The organism is Pseudomonas sp. A25(2017) (assembly GCF_002001065.1).
Taxonomy (GTDB): Bacteria; Pseudomonadota; Gammaproteobacteria; order Pseudomonadales; family Pseudomonadaceae; genus Aquipseudomonas; species Aquipseudomonas kilonensis.
In genome coordinates this window covers 34,009-59,170 of record NZ_MUOA01000045.1, presented here as the reverse complement: position 1 = coordinate 59,170, position 25,162 = coordinate 34,009, and the positions used below count along the sequence as shown (strand labels likewise).

21 protein-coding genes are annotated in these 25,162 nt (G+C 61.8%); 11 read left to right on the top strand and 10 right to left on the bottom strand.

From position 1 onward, the window contains the following. Positions 1–213: 213 nt before the first annotated feature. The 3 genes from B0E42_RS06850 to B0E42_RS06840 all read right to left on the bottom strand — a co-directional run bounded on the left by B0E42_RS06850 (position 214) and on the right by B0E42_RS06840 (position 2,350). The gene (locus B0E42_RS06850; RefSeq protein WP_077506068.1) at positions 214–831 is read right to left on the bottom strand and encodes a TPM domain-containing protein; all 618 of its coding nucleotides are present in this window, start codon (positions 829–831) and stop codon (positions 214–216) included. 27 nt (positions 832–858) lie between these two features. Continuing rightward, positions 859–1,605: a YgcG family protein gene (locus B0E42_RS06845; RefSeq protein WP_077506067.1), complete on the bottom strand. Its 747-nt coding sequence runs from the start codon at positions 1,603–1,605 to the stop codon at positions 859–861. Between the two features lie 136 nt (positions 1,606–1,741). Beyond that, positions 1,742–2,350 carry a LemA family protein gene (locus B0E42_RS06840; RefSeq protein ID WP_018607006.1) on the bottom strand — a complete coding sequence of 203 codons (609 nt, stop codon included), beginning with the start codon at positions 2,348–2,350 and terminating at the stop codon, positions 1,742–1,744. A 251-nt stretch (positions 2,351–2,601) separates the two neighbouring features. On the opposite strand from B0E42_RS06840, the gene bglX reads away from it, so the two are divergent. Continuing rightward, entirely contained in the window at positions 2,602–4,893 is a 2,292-nt protein-coding gene (gene bglX, locus B0E42_RS06835; protein ID WP_077506066.1) for a beta-glucosidase BglX, read from the top strand. Positions 4,894–5,033: 140 nt separating this feature from the next. On the opposite strand, the gene B0E42_RS06830 is transcribed toward bglX, so the two are convergent. The 5 genes from B0E42_RS06830 to B0E42_RS06810 all read right to left on the bottom strand — a co-directional run bounded on the left by B0E42_RS06830 (position 5,034) and on the right by B0E42_RS06810 (position 9,588). Beyond that, positions 5,034–6,191, bottom strand: a complete 1,158-nt coding sequence (locus B0E42_RS06830) for a phosphatidylserine/phosphatidylglycerophosphate/cardiolipin synthase family protein (RefSeq protein WP_018607010.1) — start codon at positions 6,189–6,191, stop codon at positions 5,034–5,036. A gap of 1 nt (position 6,192) precedes the next feature. Continuing rightward, complete coding sequence (locus B0E42_RS06825) at positions 6,193–6,780, bottom strand: YceI family protein (RefSeq protein WP_018607012.1); 588 nt, start codon at positions 6,778–6,780, stop codon at positions 6,193–6,195. Positions 6,781–7,012: 232 nt separating this feature from the next. Next, positions 7,013–7,324 carry a hypothetical protein gene (locus B0E42_RS06820; protein WP_053178390.1) on the bottom strand — a complete coding sequence of 104 codons (312 nt, stop codon included), beginning with the start codon at positions 7,322–7,324 and terminating at the stop codon, positions 7,013–7,015. Further along, positions 7,321–8,415 carry a serine hydrolase gene (locus B0E42_RS06815; protein WP_018607015.1) on the bottom strand — a complete coding sequence of 365 codons (1,095 nt, stop codon included), beginning with the start codon at positions 8,413–8,415 and terminating at the stop codon, positions 7,321–7,323. The genes B0E42_RS06820 and B0E42_RS06815 overlap by 4 nt, the downstream gene beginning before the upstream one ends. A 288-nt stretch (positions 8,416–8,703) precedes the next feature. After that, positions 8,704–9,588 carry an acyl-CoA dehydrogenase gene (locus B0E42_RS06810; protein ID WP_077506065.1) on the bottom strand — a complete coding sequence of 295 codons (885 nt, stop codon included), beginning with the start codon at positions 9,586–9,588 and terminating at the stop codon, positions 8,704–8,706. 144 nt (positions 9,589–9,732) lie between these two features. Here B0E42_RS06810 and olsB point away from each other — a divergent pair, with 144 nt between their 5' ends. Together olsB and B0E42_RS06800 are read left to right on the top strand one after the other, a co-directional pair. Then, on the top strand, positions 9,733–10,488 hold the full coding sequence (olsB, locus tag B0E42_RS06805; RefSeq protein ID WP_003198679.1) for an L-ornithine N(alpha)-acyltransferase: 756 nt from the start codon (positions 9,733–9,735) through the stop codon (positions 10,486–10,488). Beyond that, positions 10,488–11,282, top strand: a complete 795-nt coding sequence (locus B0E42_RS06800) for a lysophospholipid acyltransferase family protein (RefSeq protein WP_053178388.1) — start codon at positions 10,488–10,490, stop codon at positions 11,280–11,282. Before olsB ends, B0E42_RS06800 begins: the two co-directional genes overlap by 1 nt. A 157-nt stretch (positions 11,283–11,439) precedes the next feature. On the opposite strand, the gene B0E42_RS06795 is transcribed toward B0E42_RS06800, so the two are convergent. Beyond that, positions 11,440–12,024 (bottom strand): ACP phosphodiesterase, encoded by a 585-nt coding sequence (locus B0E42_RS06795; RefSeq protein WP_077506064.1) that lies wholly within the window; start codon positions 12,022–12,024, stop codon positions 11,440–11,442. Between the two features lie 158 nt (positions 12,025–12,182). Between B0E42_RS06795 and B0E42_RS06790 the strand changes: the two genes are divergently transcribed. The 4 genes from B0E42_RS06790 to B0E42_RS06775 all read left to right on the top strand — a co-directional run bounded on the left by B0E42_RS06790 (position 12,183) and on the right by B0E42_RS06775 (position 15,547). Next, positions 12,183–12,485: a helix-turn-helix transcriptional regulator gene (locus tag B0E42_RS06790; RefSeq protein WP_014336977.1), complete on the top strand. Its 303-nt coding sequence runs from the start codon at positions 12,183–12,185 to the stop codon at positions 12,483–12,485. A 17-nt stretch (positions 12,486–12,502) separates the two neighbouring features. Then, positions 12,503–13,669, top strand: coding sequence for an MFS transporter (locus B0E42_RS06785; protein ID WP_077506063.1), 1,167 nt, complete (start codon positions 12,503–12,505; stop codon positions 13,667–13,669). A 34-nt stretch (positions 13,670–13,703) separates the two neighbouring features. Next, positions 13,704–14,753 (top strand): alkene reductase, encoded by a 1,050-nt coding sequence (locus tag B0E42_RS06780; RefSeq protein WP_053178385.1) that lies wholly within the window; start codon positions 13,704–13,706, stop codon positions 14,751–14,753. Positions 14,754–14,920: 167 nt separating this feature from the next. Beyond that, entirely contained in the window at positions 14,921–15,547 is a 627-nt protein-coding gene (locus tag B0E42_RS06775) for a hypothetical protein (protein ID WP_077506062.1), read from the top strand. 213 nt (positions 15,548–15,760) lie between these two features. On the opposite strand, the gene B0E42_RS06770 is transcribed toward B0E42_RS06775, so the two are convergent. Continuing rightward, positions 15,761–16,393: a TetR family transcriptional regulator gene (locus B0E42_RS06770; protein ID WP_018607032.1), complete on the bottom strand. Its 633-nt coding sequence runs from the start codon at positions 16,391–16,393 to the stop codon at positions 15,761–15,763. 287 nt (positions 16,394–16,680) lie between these two features. On the opposite strand from B0E42_RS06770, the gene B0E42_RS06765 reads away from it, so the two are divergent. The 4 genes from B0E42_RS06765 (at position 16,681) to B0E42_RS06750 (ending at position 25,133) form a co-directional block, all read left to right on the top strand. Continuing rightward, complete coding sequence (locus B0E42_RS06765; RefSeq protein WP_018607033.1) at positions 16,681–17,838, top strand: efflux RND transporter periplasmic adaptor subunit; 1,158 nt, start codon at positions 16,681–16,683, stop codon at positions 17,836–17,838. A gap of 3 nt (positions 17,839–17,841) precedes the next feature. Next, complete coding sequence (emhB, locus tag B0E42_RS06760; protein WP_053178383.1) at positions 17,842–21,006, top strand: efflux RND transporter permease subunit EmhB; 3,165 nt, start codon at positions 17,842–17,844, stop codon at positions 21,004–21,006. Then, positions 21,003–22,460, top strand: a complete 1,458-nt coding sequence (adeC, locus tag B0E42_RS06755; protein ID WP_018607038.1) for an AdeC/AdeK/OprM family multidrug efflux complex outer membrane factor — start codon at positions 21,003–21,005, stop codon at positions 22,458–22,460. The genes emhB and adeC overlap by 4 nt, the downstream gene beginning before the upstream one ends. A 1,419-nt stretch (positions 22,461–23,879) precedes the next feature. Further along, positions 23,880–25,133, top strand: coding sequence for an OprD family porin (locus tag B0E42_RS06750; protein WP_077506061.1), 1,254 nt, complete (start codon positions 23,880–23,882; stop codon positions 25,131–25,133). Positions 25,134–25,162: the final 29 nt, after the last annotated feature.

Sequence of the window (25,162 nt, the reverse complement as noted above, 5' to 3'; positions counted from 1 at the left end):
GGGCGGGGCGAATCGGGAATGGCGGGTATTTTAGGGGGGATGGGCAGCGAGGGCACGGAAAAGTTGGTGTGGCGAGCAGTAGCCTCTGTGGGAGCAAGGCTTGCCCGCGATGAATACGCCGCGATAGTGCAGGCTCACCGCGTTATCGTTCATCGCGAGCAAGCTTTGCTCCCACAGGCTTTGTTCCCACAGGCTTGTGCTGGCAGGGAATTTTCAGCCCAGCACCACCAACCGATTCGGCAGTTCATTGCGCTCCTGGGTCACCGGCACGTGCTCCTTGAGCAATTCGCCGCAAGCTTCGATGCAGGTCACGAAACCCTGCAAGGTCTGCCCCTGGCGAACCTGCTGGGTGAACACTGCGACGATGGCATCCCAGCATTTGTTGTCCAGGCGCTTGGAAATGCCTTCGTCCACCAGGATTTCCACGTACCGCTCAGCCTCGCAGACAAAGATCAGCATCCCCGTGCTGCCCACGGTGTGGTGCAGGTTCTGCTCGAGGAATTGCCGGCGCGCCAGGTTGGAGGCCCGCCAGTGACGCACGGAACGGGGGATCAGGTGCGTGGTGATCCTGGGGATGCGAAACACCAGGCACAGCACAATGAAGCTGACCCACTGCACCAGCAACAGGCTGTGCATCGTCAGCCAACCGGAGAGGTAATGGACCACGCCGGGCACCACCAGGGCCAGCAGGCTGGCCCATAACAGCGGGATATAGGCGTAGTCGTCGGCGCGGGCGGCCAGCACTGTGACCAGCTCAGCGTCGGTATGCCGCTCGACCCGGGCGATGGCCTCGGCGACCTTGCGTTGTTCGTGTTCAGTCAGTAATGCCATGTTAAAAGTGCCTGCTCATTATTATTATCACCAGCCGCCCGACGAACCGCCGCCCCCGAAACTGCCACCGCCACCACTGAAGCCGCCGCCTCCGCCGCCGAAGCCTCCACCGGAACCGCCCGAACGGCTGGAGCCACCGCTTCCGGTCGGCAGGATACCGAGCATCTGGCAGACCAATATCGTCAAAATAAACAGTATCACCAGGAAGATGAACAGCCCGGGATGGCGCTCGACGAAATCACTCGGTTCTTGCTGCCCGTGCGCACTGTACGCCGGCGCCGGCTCGTCCAACGGGCTGCCGCCCAGCACCACCAGCATCGCCGCGACGCCGTCGCTGATGCCTTTGTTGAAGTTGCCGGTCTTGAAGGCCGGGGTGATCACCTGGTTGATGATCACCGAACTCTGCGCGTCGGTCAGGCGATCCTCCAGGCCGTAGCCCACCTCGATGCGCAGTTTACGGTCATCCCGGGCGACGATCAGCAGTGCGCCGTTGTTTTTATCCTTCTGCCCGATGCCCCAGTGGCGCCCCAGTTGATAACCGAAGTCTTCGATGCTGCTGCCTTGCAGGTCCGCCAGCGTGACCACCACTACCTGTTCGCCGGTGGCCTGTTCATGGGCCTTGAGCTGCGCTTCCAGTTGCGCGCTCACCGACGGTTCGAGCATCTGCGCGGCGTCCACCACCCGCCCGGTCAATGCCGGAAACTTCAGCTCGGCCTGGGCCGTGATGGCAAACACCCAGAGCAACAGCACCAGGCCAAATTTCAACACGCGCATTGGAACTCCTGTGTGGGAGCGAGCGGGTGTGGGAGCCGAGCTTGCTCGCGATGAAGGCACCTCGGTCTTTCTAATGACCGCGTTATCGTTCATCGCGAGCAAGCTTTGCTCCCACAGGCTCGCTCCCAGCGTTTTTTCAGAACTTCACTTCAGGGGCTTTTTCGGCATTGGGGCTGGTAGCCTCGAAGGTTTCGCGGATCGGCAGGTCGCTGTACATCACGCTGTGCCACAGGCGCCCCGGGAACGTGCGGATTTCGGTGTTGTACTTCTGCACCGCCAGGATAAAGTCGCGACGGGCCACGGCGATGCGGTTCTCGGTGCCTTCGAGCTGCGATTGCAACGCCAGGAAATTCTGGTTGGCCTTGAGGTCCGGATAACGCTCGACCACCACCATCAGCCGGCTCAACGCGCCGCTCAACTGGTCCTGGGCCTGCTGGAACTGCTTGAGTTGTTCCGGGTTGTTCAAGGTGTTGGCGTCGACCTGGATCGACGTCGCCTTGGCCCGTGCCTCAATCACGGCAGTCAGGGTGTCCTGTTCGTGCTGGGCGTAGCCCTTGACGGTTTCCACCAGGTTGGGAATCAGGTCGGCGCGGCGCTGGTACTGGTTCTGCACCTGGCCCCAGGCGGCCTTGGCCTGTTCGTCCAGGGTCGGGATGTTATTGATGCCGCAACCGGCCAGCACCGTGGTGAGCAGCATCAGGGCCAGCATCGGCAAGCTGCGAAGGTGGTTCAGTCGTGGATTCATTGGAGGAAGCGCTCCCTGGCATGACATTGGAAAAAACCGGCCACCTATCTCACCGGCGCCTGGGGCATAATCTGCCGCCGCACTGGATTGAAACGGGTCGATGGGCTAAAAGATGCGCAGTGCGAAACTAAGTTCAGCCCAATGGGTTCGAAAGTGTGCTGCATTTAACTGAACAACAATAGCCGCTCCTCACATTTTGGCTGACCGGCGTGTCCTGATTACCGCCCTTTAGGCTTGCGAGAAAATTATTCATGAAGAAGCTGTGTTTGCTGGGCCTGTTTGTCAGTCTGGCCAGTCAATCCGTATTAGCCGACAACCTGCCAGCCCCCATAGAGAACAAGGACGCCTTCATCAGCAACCTGATGAAGCAGATGACCCTCGAAGAGAAGATCGGCCAATTGCGCCTGATCAGCATCGGCCCGGAAATGCCCCGGGAGATGATTCGCAAGGAAATCGCCGCCGGCAACATCGGGGGCACGTTCAACTCCATCACCCGCGATGAAAACCGTCCGATGCAGGACGCGGCCATGCGCAGCCGGTTGAAGATCCCGATGTTCTTCGCCTATGACGTGATCCACGGCCACCGCACGATTTTCCCGATCCCCCTGGCCCTGGCCTCGAGCTGGGACATGGACGCCATCTACCACTCCGGTCGCATCGCGGCCAAGGAAGCGGCGGCCGACAGCCTGGACATCACCTTCGCGCCCATGGTCGACATTTCCCGTGACCCACGTTGGGGCCGCACGTCCGAAGGTTTCGGCGAGGACACCTACCTGGTCTCGCGCATCGCCGGGGTGATGGTCAAGGCATTCCAGGGCAACGGCGCCAACGCGGCCGACAGCATCATGGCCAGCGTCAAGCACTTCGCCCTGTACGGCGCGGTGGAAGGCGGCCGGGACTACAACACCGTGGACATGAGTCCGCTGAAAATGTACCAGGACTACCTGCCACCCTACCGCGCCGCCATCGACGCGGGTGCCGGTGGGGTGATGGTCGCGCTGAACTCCATCAACGGCGTGCCGGCGACCGCCAACACCTGGCTGATGAACGACCTGCTGCGCAAGGAATGGGGTTTCAAGGGCCTGGCGGTCAGTGACCACGGCGCCATTTTCGAACTGATCAAGCACGGCGTCGCCAAGGACGGTCGCGAAGCGGCGAAACTGGCGATCAAGGCCGGTATCGACATGAGCATGAACGACTCGCTCTATGGCAAGGAACTGCCAGGGTTGCTCAAGGCCGGCGAAATCGAGCAGAGCGACATCGACAACGCAGTGCGCGAAGTGCTCGCGGCGAAATATGACATGGGCCTGTTCAAGGACCCGTACCTGCGCATCGGCAAGGCTGAGGACGACCCGGCCGACACCTACGCCGAAAGCCGCATGCACCGCTCCGACGCCCGTGACGTGGCACGCCGCAGCCTGGTCCTGCTGGAAAACCGCAACCAGACCCTGCCCCTGAAGAAGACAGCAAAAATCGCCCTGGTCGGCCCGTTGGCCAAGGCACCGATCGACATGATGGGCAGTTGGGCCGCGGCCGGGCGTCCTGCGCAATCGGTCACCCTGTTCGACGGCATGACCCGCGCCCTGGGCGCTGACTCGAAGCTGATCTACGCCCGTGGCGCCAACATCACCGGCGACAAGAAGGTGCTCGACTACCTGAACTTCCTCAACTTCGATGCCCCGGAAGTGGTAGACGACCCGCGTCCGGCCCAGGTGCTGATCGACGAAGCAGTGAAAGCCGCCAAGGATGCCGATGTGGTGGTGGCCGCCGTGGGTGAATCCCGTGGCATGTCCCATGAATCGTCGAGCCGTACCGACCTGAACATCCCGGCCAGCCAACGCGAGCTGATCAAGGCCCTGAAAGCCACCGGCAAGCCGCTGGTGCTGGTGCTGATGAATGGCCGCCCGCTGGCGTTGCTGGATGAGAAGCAGCAGGCCGATGCGATCCTGGAAACCTGGTTCAGCGGCACCGAAGGCGGCAACGCCATCGCTGATGTGCTGTTCGGCGACTACAACCCGTCGGGCAAGCTGCCAATCACCTTCCCACGCTCGGTGGGGCAGATTCCGACCTACTACAACCACCTGAGCATCGGCCGGCCATTCACGCCAGGCAAGCCGGGCAACTACACCTCGCAGTACTTCGATGACACCACCGGCCCGCTCTATCCGTTCGGCTACGGCTTGAGCTACACCGAGTTCAGCCTGTCGGACATGGCCCTGTCGTCGACCACGCTGAACAAGACCGGCAAGCTCGATGCCAGCGTGACACTGGAAAACACCGGCAAGCGTGACGGTGAAACCGTGGTGCAGCTGTACATCCAGGACGTGACCGGCTCGATCATTCGCCCGGTGAAGGAACTGAAGAACTTCCGCAAAGTGATGCTCAAGGCCGGCGAGAAGAAAGTCATCCACTTCACCATCACCGAAGACGACCTGAAGTTCTTCAATGCCCAACTCAAGTACGCGGCGGAACCGGGCAAGTTCAACGTGCAGATCGGCCTGGACTCCCAGGAAGTGAAGCAGCAGAGTTTTGAGTTGCTCTGATCCAACAACATGCATGACCCTGTGGGAGCGGGCTTGCTCGCGAAGGCGGTGTATCAGTCAGCAATTGAGTCGGCTGACACACTGCCTTCGCGAGCAAGCCCGCTCCCACATGGAGTTCCATGTGTTTTCAAGGATTGCGCTTAACCGCGTCGATCCAGCAAGTTCACCACCACCCGATCCACCAACCCCCACAGCCGCTGCTTGAAGCGCTTCCACAACGGTCGGCGCTGCCAGGCGTCGAGGCTGACTTGCAGGCTCTGGCTGAAGTCCCGCTCGAAACTGGCCGCCACTGCACTGCTGAGCCTGGAATCCAGGGCTTCGAGGTTGGCTTCCAGGTTGAAGCGCAGGTTCCAGTGATCGAAGTTGCAGGAGCCGATGCTGACCCAGTCGTCCACCAGCACCATCTTCAGGTGCAGAAAACACGGCTGGTATTCGAAAATCTGCACGCCGGCCTTGAGCAATCGTGGGTAATAACGGTGCCCGGCGTAGCGCACGGACGGGTGATCGGTGCGCGGACCGGTCAGCAGCAGGCGCACATCGATGCCGCGGGCGGCGGCCTTGCGCAAGGAACGACGCACGTTCCAGGTCGGCAAAAAATACGGTGTCGCCATCCAGATGCGTTTCTGGCCGCTGTTCAAGGCCCGCGACAGCGACTGCAGGATGTCGCGATGCTGGCGGGCGTCGGCATACGCCACCCGGCCCATGCCCTCGCCCACTGGCGGTACCCGCGGCAGGCGCGGCAAGCCGAAGTTGGACGCCGGTTTCCAGGCTCGCCGATGGCGGTTGGCGAGCCACTGGCGGTCGAACAGCAATTGCCAGTCGAGCACCAGCGGGCCGACGATTTCCACCATCACTTCGTGCCACTCACTGCGGTCGTCGAGGGGGTTCCAGAATTCATCGGTCACCCCGGTGCCGCCGACCACGGCCAAGCGTTGATCCACCAACAACAGCTTGCGGTGATCCCGGTAAAGGTTGCGCACCCAGCGGCGCCAGCTCAGGCGATTGTAGAAACGCAACTCCACCCCGGCCTCGATCAGACGCTTGCGCAGGGCCAGGGTAAACGCCAGGCTGCCGTAGTCATCGAACAGGCACCGCACGCGAACGCCACGCTCGGCGGCCTGCACCAGCGCCTGGACCATCGCCTCGGCGCATGTGCCCGCCTCCACCAGATAGAGTTCCAGCTCGACCTGTTCCCGGGCACGGGCGATTTCCACCAGCATGCGTGGGAAGAACTGCGGGCCATCGATCAACAGCTCGAAGCGATTACCTTCACGCCAGGGAAATACCGGGCCGCTCATGTCAGCGCGCCGTGAAGATCAGCACCGCATTCACCGGCACCGAGAGGCTGATGGCCGACAACCCGGCCAGGTTTCGCAGCTTTTCCAGCCCCGGCGCCAGATCGAAATCGGCCGCGTTGAGCACCACCGGTTCCAAGGTCACCACTTGGAAGCGGCGTTCATCCAGGCGCGTCGCCAGCAGTTCGACGGGGTATTCATGTTGTTTGCCGTGCAGGTTCACCGTCAGCGGCAGACGCAACTCCAACTGCGCGCCGTTGGCCAGGTCCTGGATCGGCGCCAGGTCGATTTTTGCGGTGACAGTGGCTTCGGCAAATTGCTGGATCTCGAACAGCTCGGCGCGCATGCGCTCATCGCGCAAGGGAATGCCGCTGTTGATGGACTCCAGCTCCACCTCCAGGCGCGCCAAGCCCTCGGGCTGGACTTGACCGTGCAGCACCAGGAACCGCTGGACCTCGGAGACGTTGCCGTTTTTGCTGCTGATGAACGACAGCCGCGACGATTCGCTATCCAGGTACCAGTCGGCCTGGGCCGGCAGCGCTGCGCAGGCCAGCAGCAAGCTGGCGGCGTGAGGGAAAAACCGCTTGAACATACACACTCGGGGGGCAGATAAACCTGTGGCGAACCTTAACCGGGCCGAGGGCGCTTGCAAACTGTCTGTTGCAACAACGATCAGGAATACAGAGAACCTGAGGTGAAGGGGGTTATCTGTGGGAGCAAGGCTTCCTGGGGTCTGTGGGAGCAAGGCTTGCCCGCGATGGCGACCTCAAGGATGCCATCGCGGGCAAGCCTTGCTCCCACAGGCCTTGTTGCCAACGGTTAGTTCAGGGCTCCAACCGACACCCCTGCCGCTCACCCACCCATTGCGCACTGTTGCTACGCCCCAACCCGCTGACGGTGACGCGTTTGGCTTCAGGCGCATCGAAAAAATCATCGGTGGGCACTGACTGCTTCACATAACCCCGGCAATACTCGACCGGTTGTTGCATTACATAGCGGCACGAGCAGTATTCCTTGGCGGTGTAGGCGCTGATGATGTCGGGGAAGGCCCGCAATGCCACCCGCTCCAGCCAGACCCAACTGAACAGGGCGATGAGCAGCATCGACAACAGGCTGAGCAACACTTTGCGCTTCATGGCTGCACCGTCCCGGCGAACGCCGCCATGGCGCGCTTGAGCAATTCGTTATGGCGATAGCTGCCGTCGCGGTCGTCGCCGTAGCGCACGATCACCAGTTTGGCGCTGGGAATGATGTACAGCGCCTGGCCCCAATGGCCCAACGCGGCAAAGGTATCCGGCGGCGCATCGGGCCAGGGATGGATCGCCGGATCGGCGGCGCGGTTGAGCCACCAATGCCCGCCAGGCACGGCTTCGTCCTGGCCGGCCTGGAAGTGGGCAAAAGGCTGGCGATTGAACGCGACCCAGGCCTTGGGGAGCAGTTGCCGTCCGCCCCAGCGGCCGTCCCGTTGCAGCAACAACCCGACACGTGCCAAATCCCGCGCGGTGAGATAGGCATAGGACGATCCCACGAACGTACCGCTGGCGTCGGTTTCCCAGATGGCGTGGCGGATGCCCAGGGGGTCGAACAAAGCCGTCCAAGGGTAGTCGGGGTAGCGCGCCGGGCCGACGACGGTTTTCAAGACCGCCGCCAGCAAGTTGCTGTCACCGCTGGAATAACGGAACGCCTGCCCCGGCGGGCTGAAGCTTTCATGCTGCGCAGTGAACGCCGCCATGTCATGACGCCCACGGGTATAGAGCATCGCCACCACCGAAGAGTTGAGCGGCGCGTATTCGTAGTCTTCCTGCCAATCCAGGCCTGAGGCCCAGTGGAAAAGATCGGCCAGGGTCAGGCCCGGGTGTCGGCTCAGTGGCGGGTAATACTTGGCGGCCGGGTCTTGCAGGCCAAACAGCTTTTCACCGTAGGCCACGCCGAACACCGTCGCCAGCAGGCTTTTGCTGATGGACCAGGTCAGGTGCGGGGTCTCGGCGGTCGTCGGCCCGGCGTAGCGTTCGTAGACCAGCCGACCGTCCTGGATCACCAGCAGCGCATCGGTGCGGATGCCCTCGCGGCTCGCATCGTCCCGGGGTGGGAAGGCGTATTGTTCCAAGGCTTCGATGGCCGGCCCGCTCGGGGTCGGGCCACTTGGCCATTGCTCGCCGGGCCAGTCTTCGGCGTGGGCGCTCAGGCTGAGCAACAGCAGCGGGATCAGGAACCAACCTTTGGACATGCTCGGGGCTCGCAGGGTTGAACCTTCAGAGCCTATTCAGACTTGATGACAATTTCGAGGCTTGTGTCGACAGTCCCGACGCCATCGCGGGCAAGCCTTGCTCCCACAGGTGCAATGCCTAATGACAGTCTGCCGTAGACCTGTGGGAGCAAGGCTTGCACCACAGGCTCAGTGCCAAATGACAGTCTGCTGTAGACCTGTGGGAGCAAGGCTTGCACCACAGGCTCAGTGCCTAATGACAGTCTGCCGTAGACCTGTGGGAGCAAGGCTTGCCCGCGATGGGGCCCGTCAACCCAATGAAGCTCCCAACGCCTTGGCCAGCCGCTTGGCCCGCGCCCCCGCTCCAATCTCCATCACGCCTTTATCCCGCGCCCACATCTCGCGCCACGCCGCAGGCCCGGCGGCCAGGGCAACGTTGAGTTCGCCGTCGAGCCCTTGGAACTGGGCGAACAACCCGCCCAGCAGCACGTGCCCGGCAGCACTGGACGGGTTATGCCGACTCACCTGCGCGCAGCCGGCGAGCAACGCCAGCAGGCGCAATTGCAACGCCTGGGGCCAGGCACATTCCTGCCCGACGCCATACAACCAGGCGGTCATCGCGCTGAGCACATAAAGGTCTTCCAGGGTGCGGAACGGTTTGACGTAGGCGTCCCAACCGTCGCCTGCCAGCAACTCGCACAACGCGCCGTCGAGCAGGACGCGGCCATGGCTGATGTCCGGCATCAGGGCAATGGCGGGCAGTTTTTCCAGGGTGACGCCGGGCTCGCCCGCATAGGCCACTGCCAGGTTCAGCCGTGGCGTTTCACCGGGTGCTTCGCAGCGAGCGGCAATCAGCAGCCACTCGGCGGCATCGCCGGCGGTGACGAAATCCTTGCGTCCGCTCAGGCGCAAATCGTCGAGGCGGGTCTGCATGTCCGCCGGGCGCAGGCTGCGCTGTTCGGTGGCACACAAGGCACCGAGGCTCTGCGGCGCGCTGGGCCACAGCACCCGCAGCGCCGCCTGGTACCCCACCAGGAACGCCAGGCCCGGCGTGGCCATCAAGCGTGCCCCGGTCACGGCCAGTTCAAACGGTGTCACCGGCCCCAGGCGTTGCAGCAGCGCTGAATAACCTTCGGCCAGGTCCGGATGGGCGGGCAGGCGCTCGTCGCGCTCGATCAGGGTGTGCCAGGGCATGGGGGGCTCCTTGAGGGCTGTCACATAAGCATCACCAAAGCTTCATGGCGATGACACCGGGGCTACATAGCCTGACTTTGCACAACATGGCTGCATAAAGAAAGTCGACAGGCTGCAACTGAACAGCCCGCACGGAGATTCGCTATGACCCAGATCGCCCGCATCAGCGACACCGGCAATGAACGCCGCCTGCAAGCCGAACGCCTGATCGGCGCCCAAGCCTTGCAAGAAGCACAGGCCCTGCGTTTCAACGTCTTCAGCGGCGAATTCAACGCCAAGCTCAAGGGCGCGGAAATGGGTCTGGACATGGATGACTATGATGTTCACTGCGCCCACATCGGCGTACGCGACCTGAACACCGGCCGCCTCGTGGCGACCACTCGCCTGCTCGACCACCAGGCCGCCAGCAGCCTGGGCCGGTTCTACAGCGAAGAAGAATTCAGCCTCCACGGCCTGGTCCATCTCAAGGGCCCGATCCTGGAAATCGGCCGTACCTGCGTCGACCCGGCCTACCGCAACGGCGGCACCATCGCGGTGCTCTGGGGCGAACTCGCCGAAGTCCTGAACGAAGGCGGCTACAGCTACCTGATGGGCTGCGCGAGCATTCCGATGCAGGATGGCGGTATCCAGGCCCAGGCGATCATGCAGCGCCTGCGCGAACGCTACCTGTGCACCGAACACCTGCAAGCCGTGCCGAAAAAACCCTTGCCGACCCTGGACGTGCCGTCCAACGTCATCGCCGAGATGCCACCGCTGCTCAAGGCCTACATGCGCCTGGGCGCGAAGATTTGCGGCGAGCCGTGCTGGGACGAGGATTTCCAGGTGGCCGACGTGTTCATCCTGCTCAAGCGCGACGAACTCTGCCCGCGCTACGCCCGCCACTTCAAGGCAGCGGTGTAATGAGTCGGTTGCGGGTGTACGCGCGTATCGCGCGAGTGTTGCTGGTGGTGACACTGGGCCTGAGCATGGCCAGCGTCTTCGGTCTGTTCGAACGCCTGGGGATCGCCAACTCGATGGTCCGTCGCCAGCGCTGGTCGCGGTTCTTCATGGCACGGCTGAGCCATGCCCTGCCCTTTTCCGTCACCGTCCACGGTCAACTGCCGCAACGGCCGATGCTGTGGGTCAGCAACCATGTGTCCTGGACCGACATCCCGTTGCTGGGCATGCTCACGCCGCTGTCGTTCCTGTCCAAGGCCGAAGTGCGCACCTGGCCGGTCGCCGGCTGGCTGGCAGCCAAGGCCGGCAGCCTGTTTATCCGGCGCGGTTCGGGTGACAGCCAATTGATCCGCAAGCAGATGAGCCGCCATCTGGAACAGGCCCATTCGCTGTTGATGTTCCCCGAAGGGACCACCACCGATGGCCAGACCTTGCGCACCTTCCACGGTCGCCTGCTGTCAGCGGCCATCGACGCCGATGTCGCGTTGCAGCCGGTGGCGATCCGTTACCTGCGCAACGGTGAACCGGATGCGCTGGCGCCGTTCATTGGCGATGATGATTTGCTCTCGCACCTGATGCGCTTGTTCGCCAATGATCGGGGTGAGGTGGAAATCCATCTGCTGGAACCGATTGCCTGCCACGGCCAGGAACGCGCGGCACTGGCTTTCCAGGCGCAACAGGCAGTGCACAAGGCATTGTTCGGGGCACTTCCAGAGAAACAGCAAGCGCCGGTGCGGCCTGCGGCGATTGCGGCCTGATCCGACCCCAGTGACCCCTGTGGAGATCCCTTGTGGGAGCGAGCCTGCTCGCGATAGCGGTTTGTCAGTCAGCTGATTCTTGGCTGCCAGACCCTCATCGCGAGCAGGCTCGCTCCCACATTTGATCTTCAGTGACCACAAGATTCAGCTTCCAACATCACTCCTGCGGTGTGACTTGGTTTTGAGCAAAATCCTGCAGCTGTAGATAGAACAACCGAAAATCTTCGCTCAACGGCTCATAGAGCCTGATCAACTCCGGCATCGCCCCAGCCAATTCCTCCGGCCGGGACAGGCGGCGGGAAATGCCGCGCAGCACCTGCCCCAGCACCTCGAACTCCTGATAAGACCCCAGCCAGTCATCCGCCGCCATATGCGGTGCGATGTGCGCCAGGCGTCCCGGTAGCTGCGGCTCGGTGCTGAGCACCTGATAAACCCGGGAGGTGAAATCCAGCAGCGGCCCTTCGCCGTACAACGTCCAGTCCCGGGCCAGGCAGTGGTCGAAAAACACGTCGAGCACGATTCCGGCATAGCGCCGTCGCACCGTGGAAAAGCGCGACAGGGCGATGTCCACCAGGGGATGACGGTCGGTGTACATGTCAATGCGCCGATGCAGGGCAATCGCCGCTTCGATCCGTGGGTCGTAGAGCCCTTGCAGCGGTCCCTTGACGAAGTCGCCGTAGAGGCTGCCGAGCAGTTGTTCCCGGCCGGGGCCGCCGAGGTGCAGGTGCGCGAGATAATTCATGGCCCGCAGCTTAGCACCCCCAGGCCAATATCGTTATAACCCGATATAGCGATTTATGCGGCATTCAGATCAAATCCATATTTGTATATCGCGAAGTAACGATTTAAGGTTCGCCTCATCGCGATATAGCGTTTTACTCACCCCCGAGCCTGCCATCCATGACCCTCGACCTCGACGAAATAATAAAAGCCCTGGCGCACCCCGTACGGCGAGACATCCTCAACTGGCTCAAAGACCCCAAGGTCCAGTTCCCGGAACAGTTGCACAACCACGAGTTCGGCATTTGCGCCGGACAGATCGACCAGCGTTGCGGCCTGTCGCAATCCACGGTGTCTGCGCACTTGGCGGTGTTGCAACGGGCGGGGCTGATCACCAGCCAGAAGGTCGGTCAATGGCACTTCTTCAAACGCAACGAGGACGTGATCCAGCAGTTCCTCAAGCAAATGAGCCAAGAGCTCTGACCTGACAAGGATCCATCATGCCCCTCTCACTCCTGATCCTGGCCCTGAGCGCCTTCGCCATCGGCACCACCGAGTTCGTCATCATGGGCCTGTTGCCCGAAGTGGCAGTCGACCTGGGCGTGTCGATTCCTGGCGCCGGCTGGCTGGTGACCGGCTACGCCCTGGGCGTGGCCATCGGTGCGCCGTTCATGGCCCTGGCCACCGCCCGGCTGCCGCGCAAGGCCGCCCTGGTGGCGTTGATGGGGATTTTCATAGTCGGCAACCTGCTCTGCGCCATTGCCAGCGACTACAACGTGCTGATGTTTGCCCGGGTCGTCACGGCCCTGTGCCACGGCGCGTTCTTCGGTATCGGTTCGGTGGTGGCTGCCGGCCTGGTGGCGCCCAACAAGCGCGCCTCGGCCGTGGCCTTGATGTTCACCGGCCTGACCCTGGCCAACGTACTCGGCGTACCGCTGGGCACCGCACTGGGCCAGGAAACCGGCTGGCGGTCGACCTTCTGGGCCGTGACTGTCATTGGCGTAATTGCGCTGATCGGGCTGATTCGCTTCCTGCCGGCCAAGCGCGATGAAGAAAAACTCGACATGCGTTCGGAGCTGGTGGCGCTCAAGGGTGCTGGCCTGTGGCTGTCCCTGAGCATGACCGCGCTGTTCTCCGCCTCGGTGTTCACCCTGTTCACCTACGTCGCCCCGCTGTTGGGTGAAGTGACCGGCGTGTCGCCCCGTGGCGTGACCTGGACCCTGGTGCTGATCGGCCTGGGCCTGACCCTGGGCAACATCATCGGCGGCAAGCTGGCGGACAAGAGCCTGGCGAACACGCTGATGGGCGTCTTCCTCACCATGGCCGTTGTGTCCACCGTACTGAGCTGGACCAGCGTGGCGCTGATCCCCAGCGAAATCACTCTGTTCCTCTGGGCCACCGCCTGCTTCGCCGCCGTGCCGGCCCTGCAAGTCAACGTGGTGACCTTCGGCAAAGACGCGCCCAACCTGGTCTCCACCCTGAATATCGGCGCCTTCAACATCGGCAACGCCCTGGGCGCCTGGGTCGGCGGCAGTGTCATCGACCATGGCCTGGGCCTGACCTCCGTGCCCCTGGCCGCCGGCGCGCTGGCCGTGCTGGCGCTGCTGGTCACCCTCATCACTTTCCGTCAGGGCGGCAATGCCGACCTGGCGCCGGCAACTCACTGACTTTTAACCCTTCCACTTTCGAGGTTTGTATTTCATGGCGACTATTTTCGACCCCATCAAACTCGGCGACATCGAGTTGAAGAACCGCATCATCATGGCCCCGCTCACCCGCTGCCGCGCCGACGCAGGTCGCGTGCCCAACGCGCTGATGGCCGAGTACTACGTGCAACGCGCCTCCGCCGGCCTGATCCTCAGCGAAGCAACTTCGGTCACGCCGATGGGCGTGGGCTATCCAGACACCCCGGGCATCTGGTCCAACGATCAGGTGCGTGGCTGGTCCAACGTCACCAAGGCGATCCACGGCGCTGGCGGCAAGATCTTCCTGCAACTGTGGCACGTGGGCCGGATCTCCCACCCGTCGTACCTGAACGGCGAAACGCCGGTGGCGCCCAGCGCGATCCAACCCAAAGGCCACGTGAGCCTGGTGCGTCCGCTGGCCGACTACCCGACCCCACGCGCACTGGAAACCGCTGAAATCGCCGACATCGTCGACGCCTACCGCGTCGGTGCCGAGAATGCCAAGGCCGCCGGTTTCGACGGCGTGGAAATCCACGGCGCCAACGGCTACCTGCTCGACCAGTTCCTGCAAAGCAGCACCAACCAGCGTACCGACAGCTACGGCGGTTCCCTGGAAAACCGTGCCCGCCTGCTGCTGGAAGTGACCGACGCAGCCATCGAAGTCTGGGGCGCCGGCCGGGTTGGCGTGCACCTGGCGCCACGCGCCGACTCCCACGACATGGGTGACGAGAACCGCCTGGAAACCTTCAGCTACGTGGCTCGCGAGCTGGGCAAACGTGGCATCGCCTTCATCTGCTCCCGTGAGAAGGACGGCGATGACAGCATCGGCCCGCAACTCAAGCAGGCTTTCGGCGGCCCGTACATCGCCAATGAACGCTTCACCAAGGACAGCGCCAATGCCTGGCTGGCCGAGGGCAAGGCCGATGCCGTGGCCTTCGGAGTGCCGTTCATTGCCAACCCGGACCTGCCGGCACGCTTGCAAGCCGATGCACCGTTGAACGAAGCGCATCCGGAGACCTTCTATGGCAAGGGTCCGGTGGGCTATATCGATTACCCCGTACTCTAAGTCGTAAAAAACAAAAGCCCTGCCTCGAAAGAGTCAGGGCTTTTTTATGTGCGCTAAATATCCAGTCAAACATCCAAACTTCTAAAAGCCGTTCAACCCTTCCTATTATCGCCAGCAACAAGACAACACGTCTTGCTTGCAGTCACTCTCTTTGAAAAGGATTTCAAATGAACGCCTCCCCTGAAAACAGTCAACAGACCAACAATGGAATTTATGAACTCATCACCTCTCAATTCAGTTGGGCACCGTTGGCCGTGTTGTACCAATACCTCAAGTCACTCGATACGCAAGAATACATGCCGATGCTCACGGCACTGCTAAAGAAAGCGAACCTGAACGACAAGGTCAACGAGCAGGTTCAAGCCTGGGAACAGGAGCGCATCAACCCAAACCGCACCCGTCTCATCGTAAAGTTAATCAATCATACCGATTTGGATTTTGAAGTCGGTGAACACAACTTGCCGTTGAATGCGGACGAGCAACACCCCACACTAATTCTTCCCTGGGATATCCAAACCTGGAAGTTCGACTTCGCTTATACCCGACGCCTGGGCAGTCCCAGTAGGGAGATATTCAAACACTGCATTGTGTTCGGCGATAAAGCGTTTGGCTTTCGCTTTGACTTCGGTTTGCGCGTCAATACATCCTTCGGTGTTATTTCACCGACGCTGACACCCGTCCGGACCCACATACTGACTTCTATTGGAACAAGCCCGATCCAATGCACGACTCGAATCACCCGCACAGCAAGTGAAGAGCCCTATGGTTTTACTGTGGAACTCACGCTGAGCTAAACAATTCGGCCCTCGCCAGGGCAGTCTGGCGGGGAATCGGCCGATCCGGTCGGATGAACCTGCCGAGCGGATTCTTCCTGCACATTCACCCGCGCGAAACAAATTTCCTACAAAATTCGCCGCCTATTGCCTATCAACCGCGCCAGTGTCGGTTTATAAAAGCACCCTTACGCGGATGTATCGACACAAACCGACGCAATTACGCATTTTGTTTCATTTGCGCAGGCTGGGGCTCAAGTGCAGCATGTCCAGCCCGATCTCCACCCAGCGCTCGGCCTCACCCGCCAGGGCGAAGCTGTCGGGGGCCAGTAGCCATTGGTACAAGATGCCGTCGATGTAGGCATGAATGGCAACTGCCGCCCTTTCGGGGTCCAGATCATCCGGCAACTGGCCGCGTTTCATCGCATTGCGCAACGACAGGGCGATGCGCACATTGCAGTCGAGGCTGACCTCGCGTCGCTGCTGGCGCAAATCGCACATTTCATCGGTGAATTCACACTTATGGAACAGAATCTCATTAATGCGCCGGGTTTTCGGGTCCAGGGCCACTTGCTGGAACAACCGGACCAACAGCTTGCGAATACAGCCCAGCGGGTCAAGCTCCTCCTCATTTTCACTGGCACGGGCCAACTCATCGAGCGGCTCGTGGAGGGTATCGAGCATGGCCTGGAGCAGGTCCGCCTTGTTGCTGAAATGCCAATAGATGGCGCCGCGCGTCACTCCGGCCAGTGTCGCGATGTCGGCCAGGGTCGTACGCGCCACGCCTCGCTCGAAAAACGCCTTTTCGGCGGCTTCGAGTATCTGGCTGCGAGTCTCCTGGGCTTCCTCTTTGGTACGACGGACCATGGCAGTAAACACCTCAATCAGGATGCGTCAGCAACGCGACAGCAACGCGTCAGCAATGCGTAAGAATCAACGGAACAAAATATGAGGCGACGTCTCTTGGAACGCGTCCCCGATCTACGCTCGCCTTTGTCAGGCTTGTGTAAAGCCGGATATTACGCAATTTGGCTGTTTACAAACAACCATGTACGTAAGTATATTTCTTAGCATCCTACTAATTGAATTAATGCGCCTTTTTACCTTTCCACCTTTCGAGTGCGCCCGTTGCGCGCCTGGACCCGAGGATTTCCATGCAATTCAAGCCAGCTGTTACTGCCCTGGTTACTGCCATCGCCCTGGCATCGCTGCTCAGCGGATGCAAAAAGGAAGAGGCTGCACCTGCTCCTCCGCCTCCTCAGGTCGGCGTCGTAACCCTCAAGACCCAGCCTTTCACCCTGACGTCGGAGCTTCCGGGGCGCACCAGCGCGTTCCGCGTCGCCGAAGTACGTCCGCAGGTCAACGGCATCATTCTCAAGCGCCTGTTCAAGGAAGGCGCCGACGTCAAGGCCGGCCAGCAGCTGTACCAGATCGACCCGGCCGTCTATGAAGCGACCCTCAAGAGCGCCGAGGCCAACCTGCGTTCCACCAAGTCGATTGCCGACCGCTACAAGCAACTGGTGGATGAACAGGCGGTGAGCCGTCAGGAATACGACACCGCCGTGGCCAATCGCCTGGAGTCGGAAGCCAACCTGCAGACCGCCCAGATCAACGTGCGCTACACCAAGGTCTACGCGCCGATTTCCGGTCGCATCGGTCGTTCCTCGGTCACCGAAGGTGCGCTGGTGAGCAACGGCCAGACCGACGCCCTGGCGACCATCCAGCAACTGGACCCGATCTATGTCGACGTGACGCAGAGTTCGGTCGAGCTGCTGCAACTGCGCCGTGAGCTGGAAAGCGGCCGCCTGCAAAAGGCTGGTGATAACGCCGCCATGGTCAAGCTGACCCTGGAAGACGGCAGCCAATACCCACACGAAGGCAAGTTGGAGTTCTCCGAAGTGTCGGTCGACCAGACCACCGGTTCGGTGACCTTGCGCGCCGTGTTCCCCAACCCTGACCACACCCTGCTGCCGGGCATGTTCGTCCACGCACAATTGCAGGCCGGTGTGAACAGCGCGGCGATCCTGGCACCGCAGCAAGGCGTGACCCGCGACCTCAAGGGTGCGCCGACCGCCCTGGTCGTTGGCCCCGACAACAAGGTCGAACTGCGTCAGCTCAAGGCCAGCCGCACCGTTGGCAGCCAATGGCTGATCGAAGACGGGCTCAAGGCCGGCGATCGCGTGATCACCGAAGGGTTGCAGTTCGTACGCCCTGGCGTGGAAGTCAAAGCCACCGAAGCCACTAACGTTGATACCAAGAACCCGGCCCCCGCACAGACAGCTGATAAAGCCGCCGGCGGCAAAGGGGAGTAAACCATGTCGAAATTTTTTATCGACCGTCCGATTTTCGCCTGGGTGATCGCCCTGGTGATCATGCTGGTCGGGGCTCTATCGATCCTCAAGTTGCCGATCAACCAGTACCCGAGCATTGCACCGCCGGCCATTGCGATCCAGGTGACCTACCCGGGCGCATCCGCGCAAACCGTGCAGGACACCGTGGTGCAGGTGATCGAGCAGCAGCTCAACGGCATCGACAACCTGCGTTATGTATCGTCGGAAAGTAACTCCGACGGCAGCATGACCATCACTGCCACCTTCGAGCAAGGCACCAACTCCGATACCGCGCAGGTCCAGGTCCAGAACAAGCTGAACCTGGCCACCCCGCTGCTGCCGCAAGAAGTGCAGCAACAGGGCATCCGCGTGACCAAGTCAGTGAGAAACTTCCTGATGGTGATCGGCGTGGTGTCGCGCGACGGCAGCATGACCCGGGAAGACCTGTCCAACTACATCGTGTCCAACATGCAGGACCCGATCTCGCGCACCGCGGGTGTTGGTGACTTCCAGGTCTTCGGCGCCCAATACGCGATGCGGATCTGGCTCGACCCGGCCAAGCTGAACAATTTCAACCTGACCCCGGTGGATGTGAGCACGGCGATTACCGCGCAGAACGTCCAGATCGCTTCCGGCCAGCTCGGCGGCCTGCCGGCCATGCCCGGCCAGCAACTGAACGCCACCATCATCGGCAAGACCCGCTTGCAGACCGCCGAGCAGTTCAAGGCAATCCTGCTCAAGGTCAACCCGGACGGCTCGCAAGTGCGTGTCGGCGACGTGGCCGATGTGGCCCTGGGTGGTGAGAACTACAGCATCAACGCTCAGTTCAACGGTGCCCCGGCTTCTGGCCTGGCGGTGCGACTGGCGACTGGCGCCAATGCCCTCGACACGGCCAAGGCCCTGCGCCAGACCGTGGAAAATCTCAAGCCGTTCTTCCCGCAAGGTCTGGAAGTGGTGTTCCCCTACGACACCACCCCGGTGGTGAGCGAATCGATCAAGGGTGTGGTTGAAACCCTGGTCGAGGCGGTCGTACTGGTGTTCCTGGTGATGTTCCTGTTCTTGCAGAACTTCCGCGCCACCATCATCACCACGATGACCGTACCCGTGGTACTGCTCGGCACCTTCGGCATCCTCGCGGCGTTCGGCTTCAGCATCAACACCCTGACCATGTTCGGCATGGTGCTGGCCATCGGCTTGCTGGTGGACGACGCCATCGTCGTGGTGGAAAACGTCGAACGGGTGATGAGCGAAGAAGGCCTGTCGCCCAAGGAAGCCACCAAGAAATCCATGGGCCAGATACAGGGCGCCCTGGTGGGTATCGCCCTGGTGCTCTCGGCGGTATTACTGCCGATGGCGTTCTTCGGCGGCTCCACCGGTGTGATCTACAAGCAGTTCTCCATCACCATCGTCTCGGCCATGGCCCTGTCGGTCCTGGTGGCCCTGATTTTCACCCCGGCCCTGTGCGCCACCATGCTCAAACCAATCCCCAAGGGTGAGCACGGTACGCCGAAACGCGGCTTCTTCGGTTGGTTCAACCGCACCTTCGACCGTGGCGTCAGGAGCTACGAACGCGGCGTGGGCAATATGCTCAAGCACAAGGCCCCGTACCTGCTGGCCTACATCATCATCGTGGTTGGCATGGTCTGGCTGTTCACCCGCATCCCGACGGCGTTCCTGCCGGAAGAAGACCAGGGCGTGCTGTTTGCCCAGGTGCAGACACCGGCCGGTTCCAGCGCCGAGCGTACCCAGGTGGTGGTGGACAAGATGCGTGAGTTCCTGCTGCGTCCGAGCAAGGACGGCGGCGAAGGCGATGGCGTGGCCTCGGTGTTCACCGTGACCGGCTTCAACTTTGCCGGTCGTGGCCAGAGCTCCGGCCTGGCGTTCATCATGCTCAAGCCGTGGGAAGAGCGTAACGCGGATAACACCGTGTTCAAGATCGCCGGCCGCGCCCAGCAACACTTCTTCACCTTCCGCGACGCGATGGTGTTCGCCTTCGCCCCGCCAGCGGTGATGGAACTGGGTAACGCCACCGGTTTCGACGTGTTCCTGCAGGATCGCGCCGGCATCGGTCACGACAAGCTGATGGAAGCCCGCAACCAGTTCCTGGGCATGGCGGCCCAGAGCAAGATATTGGCTCAGGTGCGTCCAAACGGCCTGAACGATGAACCGCAATACCAGCTGGAAATCGATGACGAGAAGGCCAGTGCCCTGGGCATTACCCTCACGGAGATCAACAACACCCTGTCGATTGCCTTGGGCAGTAGCTATGTGAACGACTTCATCGACCGCGGTCGGGTGAAACGGGTGTACGTCCAGGGCCAGCCGAACGCACGCATGAGCCCCGAAGACCTGCAGAAGTGGTACGTGCGCAACAGCGCCGGGACCATGGTGCCGTTCACGGCGTTCGCCAAGGGTGAGTGGGTCTACGGCTCGCCGAAACTGGCTCGTTACAACGGCGTGGAAGCGATGGAAATCCTCGGCACCCCGGCGCCTGGCTATTCCACCGGTGAAGCCATGGCCGAAGTCGAAGCCATCGCCAAGAAGCTGCCGGCCGGTGTTGGTATTTCCTGGACGGGCCTGTCCTACGAGGAACGTCTATCGGGCTCCCAGGCGCCAGCGTTGTACGCCTTGTCGCTGCTGATGGTGTTCCTGTGCCTGGCAGCGCTGTATGAAAGCTGGTCGATTCCGATCGCGGTCATGCTCGTGGTGCCGCTGGGGATCATCGGTGCCCTGATGGCGACCAGCCTGCGCGGCCTGTCCAACGACGTGTACTTCCAGGTGGGCTTGCTGACCACCATCGGCCTGGCGGCGAAAAACGCCATTCTGATCGTGGAGTTCGCCAAGGAACTCCACGAACAGGGCCGAACCCTGGTGGAAGCCGCCGTTGAAGCCTGTAGGATGCGTCTGCGGCCGATCATCATGACGTCCCTCGCGTTCGTCCTCGGCGTGGTCCCGCTGGCGATCTCCACAGGCGCCGGTTCAGGCAGCCAGCACGCCATCGGTACCGGTGTGATCGGCGGTATGTTGACCGCGACCATCCTGGCGATTTTCTGGGTGCCATTGTTCTTCGTGACCGTGTCGTCGATAGGCCGTCGCAAAAATACCGACGAGCACGACACTCCTGAAACTTCCAAAGAGGCTGGCCAATGAGCAAGTCGCTACTCTCCCTGACCATCGCCGCCGTCGTGCTCAGCGGTTGCTCGCTGATCCCCGACTATCAGCGGCCCGACGCACCGGTCGCGGCGCAATACCCGCAAGGGCCGGCCTACGAGGCGGCCAACGCGCCCGGCCAGGCCGCCGCCGAGCAAGGCTGGAAGCAATTTTTCCATGACCCGGCGTTGCAACAGCTGATCCAGGTCGCCCTGGAAAACAACCGCGACCTGCGCGTCGCGGCGCTGAACATCGATGCCTACGCTGCGCAGTACCGCATCCAGCGCGCGGACCTGTTCCCGGCCGTCTCGGCCACCGGCTCCGGCAGCCGCCAGCGGGTACCGGCACGGGCTTCGCAAACCGGTGAAGCGGCGATCAGCAGTTCCTACTCGGCGACCTTGGGCATCAGCGCCTATGAACTGGACCTGTTCGGTCGGGTTCGTAGCCTGAGCGAGCAAGCGTTGCAAAGCTACTTCGCCACCGAAGAAGCCCGGCGCAGCACCCAGATCAGCCTGGTGGCCAACGTCGCCAATGCCTACCTGACCTGGCAAGCCGACAAGGAACTGCTCAAGCTGACCCAGGAAACCCTCGGGGCCTACGAGCAAAGCTTCAAGCTGACCTCGCGCAGCGCCGAAGTCGGCGTGGCCTCGGCCCTGGACCTGAGCCAGGCGCGCACCGCCGTGGAAAACGCCCGTGTGCAACTGGCCCGGTACACCCGCCAGGTCGCCCAGGACGAAAACAGCCTGACCCTGCTGCTGGGCACCGGCCTGCCGGCCAACCTGAACTCGCAACCGTTGAGCGATGACCTGCTCAGCGAAATGCCGGCCGGGCTGCCGTCGGACCTGCTGCAGCGTCGTCCGGACATCCTCCAGGCCGAACGCAACCTGCTGGCTGCCAACGCCAACATCGGCGCCGCACGGGCCGCGTTCTTCCCGAGCATCAGCCTGACGGCCAACGCCGGCACCCTGAGCCCGGACCTGTCCGGCCTGTTCAAGGGTGGTTCGGGCACCTGGACCTTCGCGCCGCAAATCAACCTGCCGATCTTCAACGCCGGTAGCCTGCGCGCGAGCCTGGACTACGCCAAGATCCAGAAAGACATCAACGTCGCGCAGTACGAGAAGTCGATTCAGACGGCGTTCCAGGAAGTCTCCGACGGCCTGGCCGCGCGTCAGACCTACAACGAACAGTTGCAGGCCCAGACCGACTTCGTCGCCGCCAACCAGGACTACTACCGCCTGGCCGAGCGTCGCTACCGCATCGGCGTCGACAGCAACCTGACCTTCCTCGACGCCCAACGCCAGTTGTTCAGCGCGCAACAATCGCTGATCACTGACCGTCTTGCGCAACTGACCAGTGAGGTCAATTTGTACAAGGCTCTGGGCGGTGGTTGGAATGCCGAAACGGGCAAGAACGAACCGGTGAAAGAAGAAGCGCCGAAGATGAAGCTGTTCTGATTGACGTTTGAACGCTGAACATGAAGCCCACCGAAAGGTGGGCTTTTTGTTTGTGTGCGCTTTAACGCTGGCCTATGTGGGAGCAAGGCTTGCCCGCGATGTCGGCCTTACGGCTGGCCAAGATTTTGTTGATCGGGTACATATCCATTGCTGCGGTAACGGCGGCTTAGGGTTCCGCCCTGACGGCGGCTCACTTTTGAGAAGCGCAAAAGTAAGCAAAACGCTCATGCCCCACCACTCGGTGCCTCGCCTAGGCTCGGCATGCCCGCACTCCGGCATTGCTCCGTGGGCCGCCGCGAAGGGCCATCCATGGCCCAGCGCGGCTACCTCGGCATCCATGCCGAGGTGCCCACTGCGCAATGCCTGCGTGCGGCCATCGTGGTTAACGGGGCGCCGAGATCAACGTCCACCACGAGGCGGCCTAGTAGCCGACCTGGTTCTTGGTGGGACCGCGTTTTCCCTGTGGGAGCGGGCTTGCTCGCGAAGAGGCCGGCAAATTCAACATCTCCACCGACTGTGACACCGCCTTCGCGAGCAAGCTCGCTCCCACACTTGGATTGAAGTACAGCCGCCAGAGCTAGGTCGGTTGTCAGGCCGCTTTCGCGAGCAGGCTCGCTCCCACAGTTGGGTCGAAGTACAGCTGCCAGAACCCGGTCGACTGTTAGGCCGCCATCGCGAGCAAGCTTTGCTCCCACAGATCTGACAGGTGTACGACCAAGAGAGCCAGGTCGGCTACTAGGCCGCCTCGCGAGCAAGCTTTGCTCCCACAGGTCTGATGGGTGTACGACCGGAAGAGCCAGGTCGGCTACCAGGCCGCCTCGTGGCGGATGTTGATCTCGGGCGCCCCGTTAACCACGCTGGCCGAACGCAGGCATTGTGGAGTGGGTAACCCGGCATGGATGCCGGGTTAGCCGCGCTGGGCCATGGATGGCCCTTCGCGGCGGGCCCACGGAGCAATGCCGGAGTGAGGGCATGCCGAGCCCTAGCGAGGCACCGAGTGGTGGGGCAGGAGCGTTTTGCTTACTTTTGCGCTTCTCAAAAGTGAGCCGCCGTCAGGGCGGAACCATAAGTAGCCGTTACCACGAAAACGGATATGTACCCAGTCAACAAGAGCAAAGCCAGCTGTCAGGCCGCCATCGCGAGCAAGCTCGCTCACAGTGGAATACGTCCATCCAATCGATTGTTTTGCCGTTCGATAATCGCCCAAAACCCGCAAACGGCAATTGAACCGATCCCGGGCGGCCCTTCACCATCGCTCGCACAAAACCAATAACAACAGGTTCGACGCCATGCCCCTACACCCCGCCTCACCCGGCTGATCCCCAATCGCCCTGACGACCCTGGCTCCACCCTTAGCGCCTGCACCTCAAACGTGCGGCAGCAACTCGCTTCGTCCACAAAAAAATAGAGACAACGCCCATGAAGCCCATACAGCACCTGTTCCCCAGCCTCATTGCCGCCGCCCTGACCAGTACCGCCCTACCCGTCCTGGCGGCGGAATCGGGGTTTGTCGAAGACGCCAAGGTCAACCTCAACCTGCGCAACTTCTACATCAACCGCAACTTCACCAACCCGAACAATACCCAGGGCAAAGCCGAGGAATGGACCCAGAGTTTCATCCTCGACGCCAGGTCCGGCTTCACCCAGGGCGTGGTCGGTTTCGGCGTGGACGTGCTGGGCATGTACTCGGTCAAGCTCGACGGCGGCCGCGGCACGGCCGGTACGCAACTGCTGCCGGTGCACGATGACGGTCGCCCGGCCGATGACTTCGGTCGCCTGGGCGTGGCCCTCAAGGCCAAGGTATCGAAGACTGAACTGAAGGTCGGCGAATGGATGCCGGTGCTGCCGATCCTGCGTTCCGACGACGGTCGTTCCCTGCCCCAGACCTTCCGCGGCGGCCAGGTGACCTCCACCGAAATCAGCGGCCTGACCCTCTACGGCGGCCAGTTCCGCGCCAACAGCCCGCGCAACGACGCGAGCATGGAAGACATGTCGATGAACGGCCGTGGCGCGTTCACCTCCGACCGTTTCAACTTCGGCGGCGGTGAATACGCCTTCAACGAAAAACGCACCCAGGTCGGCGTCTGGTACTCGGAGCTGTCCGACATCTACCAGCAAAAATACTTCAACCTGACCCACAGCCAGCCTATCGGCGACTGGACCCTGGGCGCCAACCTCGGCTACTTCATCGGCAAGGAAGACGGCAGCGCGCTGGCCGGCGACCTGGACAACAAAACCGCGTTCGCCATGCTCTCGGCCAAATACGGCGGCAACACCTTCTACGTCGGCCTGCAGAAAGTCGGTGGTGACGATGCCTGGATGCGCGTCAACGGCACCAGCGGCGGCACCCTGGCCAACGACAGTTACAACTCCAGTTATGACAACGCCAAGGAAAAATCCTGGCAGTTGCGCCACGATTTCAACTTCGCCGCCGTCGGCGTGCCGGGCCTGACCCTGATGAACCGCTACATCAGCGGCGACAACGTGCACACCGCCACGGTCGATGACGGTAAGGAATGGGGCCGTGAAAGTGAGCTGGCCTATACCGTGCAGAGCGGCGCGCTGAAGAGCCTCAATGTGAAGTGGCGCAACTCGACGATGCGTCGGGATTACAGCACCAATGAGTTCGATGAGAACCGGTTGATCATCAGCTATCCGATCAGCTTGCTGTAAAAGCCAGGCATGGAGGGAGGCTGTACCAT